We start from the raw sequence: 3,567 nt of genomic DNA, 5'->3' as shown, positions 1-3,567 counted from the left end.
AGGAACCTCGATCATCCCGTGGGCGCCGCGTCCGCCTGTTCCCGGGCCGTTCTCACCGCGACGCCGTAGCCGCTACCAGCCCGCGACGCCAGCCGACACGCCGATCACGACTTTGTCGCAGCCCTGGCAGTGGACGGTGCCCCGCTACATCGCCTACCGCGACGGCGAGATCCCGCCCATCGCCTGCGCGGAAGGCGAATCCGACCCGGCCGCGTTCGCCGGTAACGCCCTCTACTGCACAGCCGACGACACCATCGCCTACAGCGTCGACTTCATGACCGAGCTGCACGACATCGGTGGCCCGTCCTACCCGATGTACGTGATCATGCATGAACTTGCCCATCGGGCGTCGACCCTTTCCGGCCGCGTCGGAGTCGTGTCCCGCGCGGAGGAGAACCAGGCCGACTGCCTCGCCGGCAGCCAGGCACGCCTCGCCACCGACGCCGACCGGCTCGACCTCGGCGACGCGTTCTCCGGCGCCCTGCTGTTCTTCAGCCTCGGCGACACCCGCGACCGTGGCTGGTTCGACCGCGAGACCGCCACCTCGGACGGTGCCCACGGCACACCCCGCCAGCGCGCCCAGGCGTTCGCCTTCGGCTACCTGCGCGACAACGACACCTGCTTCCGCCTCGGCGAGTCACCCACCGGCAGCGTCGCCTTCTGATCGGCGGTCAGCATCGCCGGGCAGCGCGGCACGACCCTGCATCGGGGCGCAGCACCCCCCGATAGGGTGAGCGGCCATGCCGGCACAACCTCTGCAGGACATCCTCGAACCAGGCTGGGCGAAGGCCCTGGAGCCGGTGGCGGACCGCATCGCCGCCATGGGTGACTTCCTGCGCGCGGAGATCGCGGCGGGGCGCAGCTACCTGCCGGCGGGCGAGCATGTGCTGCGGACCTTCCAGCAGCCTTTCGACGACGTCCGCGTCCTCATTGTCGGGCAGGATCCCTACCCGACCCCGGGCATGGCCATCGGGTACAGCTTCGCGGTCGCGCCCGAGGTGCGCCGGCTACCAGGCAGCCTGGTGAACATCTTCCAGGAGCTGTCCGCGGATGTCGGCGTGCCCAGGCCCACGAACGGTGACCTCACGCCGTGGACCCGGCAGGGGGTGCTGTTGTTGAACAGGGTGCTGACGACGGCGCCGCGCCAGCCGGGTGCGCATCGGGGCAAGGGCTGGGAGGACGTCACCGAGCAGGCGATCCGTGCCCTGGCTGCCCGGGGCACCCCGCTGGTCGCGATCCTCTGGGGTGCCGACGCGCGCAGCCTGCGCCCGTTCCTGCCCTCCACCCCGACCATCGAGTCCGCCCACCCGTCGCCGCGCTCCGCGGACCGTGGATTCTTCGGCTCCCGGCCGTTCAGCCGCGCCAACGACCACCTGCTCGGCCAGGGCGCCCAACCCGTCGACTGGCTCCTTCCCTAGCGTTCCCTGGCGTTCCTGGCAGGGCTGAGCTGGCGTGGGGCTGTCGGGTCATGCCCCGGCCGCGTCAGGCCGTGCCGGGGCATCAAGGTTGCGGCCGGTGTCGGGATCGAACAGGTGCAGCTGGTGGGCGTCCAGCCACAGCTCGGCCTTCTCGCCCTCGCGGATGCGGCTGGCCGCGTCGAGGCGGGCGACGACCTGTTCCGCCCCGCTGGACAGCTCGACCGTCCCGGCGTCGTGTGCCAGCTCGTCGAGGTCGGCGGTCCGGGCGCGCCCGCCCTGGAGGGTGAAGTAGACGTAGCTGTCCGAGCCGAGCCGTTCCAGCACGTCCACCGTGACCGTGCACCGCAGTCCCGGACGGTCCTTCACCGCCTCCAGGGCCGCGTCCTCGAAGTGTTCGGGCCGCACGCCGACGATCAGCGAACGGCCGCCGTCCGTCGTTCCGTTCCAGCCTTCCAGCAGCCGCCGCTGCCGCTCGTCCGGGACGATCGTCCCGAGGGGGGTGCGCAGCTCGCCCTCCTCGACGGTCGCCGGCACGAAGTTCATCCCGGGTGAGCCGATGAAACCGGCGACGAACACGGTCGCCGGCCGGCCGTACAGCTCGCTCGGCGTGCCGACCTGCTGGATCCGCCCGGCTCGCAGCACCGCCACCCGGTCGCCCAGTGTCATCGCCTCGGTCTGGTCGTGGGTGACGTACACCATCGTCGTGCCGAGCCGGTTCTGGATGCGGGAGACCTCGGTGCGCATCTGCACCCGCAGTCTGGCGTCCAGGTTGGACAGCGGCTCGTCCATCAGGAACGCCTTCGGCGAGCGGACGATGGCGCGGCCCATCGCGACCCGCTGGCGCTGCCCGCCGGAGAGCTGCGCCGGCCTGCGGTCCAGGTGTTCGGTGAGGTCGAGTACCCGGGCGGCCTCCTCGACCTTCCGGTTGATCTCCTCCTTCGGTCTTTTCGCCAGCGCCAGCGCGAAACCCATGTTCTTCCGTACCGACATGTGCGGGTACAGCGCGTAGCTCTGGAACACCATGGCGATGTCGCGGTCCTTCGGCGCCAGGTCGTTGACCACCTTCCCGCCGATGCGCAGTTCGCCGGAGGAGATGTCCTCCAGGCCGGCGATCATGTTCAGGGTGGTCGACTTCCCGCACCCGGACGGGCCGACGAGGATGACGAACTCGCCGTCGGCGATGGAGAGGCTGGCGTCGTCGACCGCGAGCCGGCCGTCGGGGTATCTCTTGGTGACGTGGTCGAGAACGATGTCCGCCATGGCCGGGCCTATCCCTTCACCGCGCCGGAGGTCAGCCCGGCGACGATCCGACGTTGGAACAGCAGGACGAAGACGATGATGGGGATGGTGATGACGACGGCCGCCGCCGCGATCGACCCGATCGGCTGGGCGAACTGCGACGCACCGGTGAAGAACGCGATGGCGGCCGGGACCGTCCGCGACTGCTCCGTCGACGTCAGCGAGATCGCGAACAGGAAGTCGTTCCAGCAGAAGATGAAGATCAGGATCGCGGTGGTCACCATGCCCGGCGCGGCCAACGGGGCGATAACCCGCAGGAAGGCCTGCCGCGGGGTGGCTCCGTCGACCTGTGCGGCCTTCTCCAGATCCCAGGGAATCTCCCGGAAGAAGGCCGACAGGGTGTAGATGGCCAACGGCAGGGAGAACGTCAGGTAGGGAATGATCAGCCCGATCCAGGTGTCGAAGATACCGATCTGGCGCCACAGGTTGAACAGCGGGCTGACCAGGGAGATCTGCGGGAACATGGCGATCAGCAGCGCCAGCCCGACGAGCAGCCGCTTGCCGGGGAAGGCGAGCCGGGCGATCGCGTAGGCGGCCATCGCGCCGAGTGCCACCGCGAGCACGGTGGAGATGAGCGCGATCCCCAGGCTGTTCAGCAGCGCCCGGGTGAAGAGGGACTCTCCGAAGATCTCCCGGTAGTTCTCGAGGGTCCATTCCCGCGGGATGAAACGGCCGTCGGTGATGCTGCCCGGGGTCTTGAAGGACAGCGACACCAGCCACAGCAGCGGCACCAGCGACAGGGCGACGATGACAAGGTTCGCGGCCGACCAGCCCGCCAGCGCGGTGCGGTCCCGTGACGGCCGCCGGGCGGTGCCCGCCCGGCGGCCGGCGGCGGGGGCAGGGGTGGGGG

General features: G+C 70.2%; 4 protein-coding genes. 2 read left to right on the top strand and 2 right to left on the bottom strand.

What is annotated here, in order from left to right; translation table 11 throughout:
* Window positions 1-10 precede the first annotated feature (10 nt).
* Window positions 11-664, top strand: a complete 654-nt coding sequence (locus AB1460_RS36330; protein ID WP_368967027.1) for a metalloprotease — start codon at window positions 11-13, stop codon at window positions 662-664.
* Between the two features lie 76 nt (window positions 665-740).
* Window positions 741-1,418: a uracil-DNA glycosylase gene (locus AB1460_RS36325; protein ID WP_368967025.1), complete on the top strand. Its 678-nt coding sequence runs from the start codon at window positions 741-743 to the stop codon at window positions 1,416-1,418.
* 48 nt (window positions 1,419-1,466) lie between these two features.
* On the opposite strand, the gene AB1460_RS36320 is transcribed toward AB1460_RS36325, so the two are convergent.
* Both AB1460_RS36320 and AB1460_RS36315 read right to left on the bottom strand, forming a co-directional pair.
* On the bottom strand, window positions 1,467-2,678 hold the full coding sequence (locus AB1460_RS36320) for an ABC transporter ATP-binding protein (protein WP_368967024.1): 1,212 nt from the start codon (window positions 2,676-2,678) through the stop codon (window positions 1,467-1,469).
* 8 nt (window positions 2,679-2,686) lie between these two features.
* A partial coding sequence (locus tag AB1460_RS36315) for a carbohydrate ABC transporter permease (protein WP_420497455.1) occupies window positions 2,687-3,567 on the bottom strand: 881 nt, incomplete at its 5' end.

Source organism: Parafrankia sp. FMc2 (assembly GCF_041008525.1).
GTDB lineage: Bacteria > Actinomycetota > Actinomycetes > Frankiales > Frankiaceae > Parafrankia.
The sequence above is the reverse complement of the archived record's forward strand: the minus strand, read 5'-3'. Positions and strand labels throughout refer to the sequence as shown.

Excerpts from the sequence above, each read along its gene's own strand:
- AB1460_RS36325 (WP_368967025.1), top strand. The coding sequence starts at position 741 with ATGCCGGCACAACCTCTGCAGGACATCCTCGAACCAGGCTGGGCGAAG.
- AB1460_RS36320 (WP_368967024.1), bottom strand. The coding sequence starts at position 2,678 with ATGGCGGACATCGTTCTCGACCACGTCACCAAGAGATACCCCGACGGC.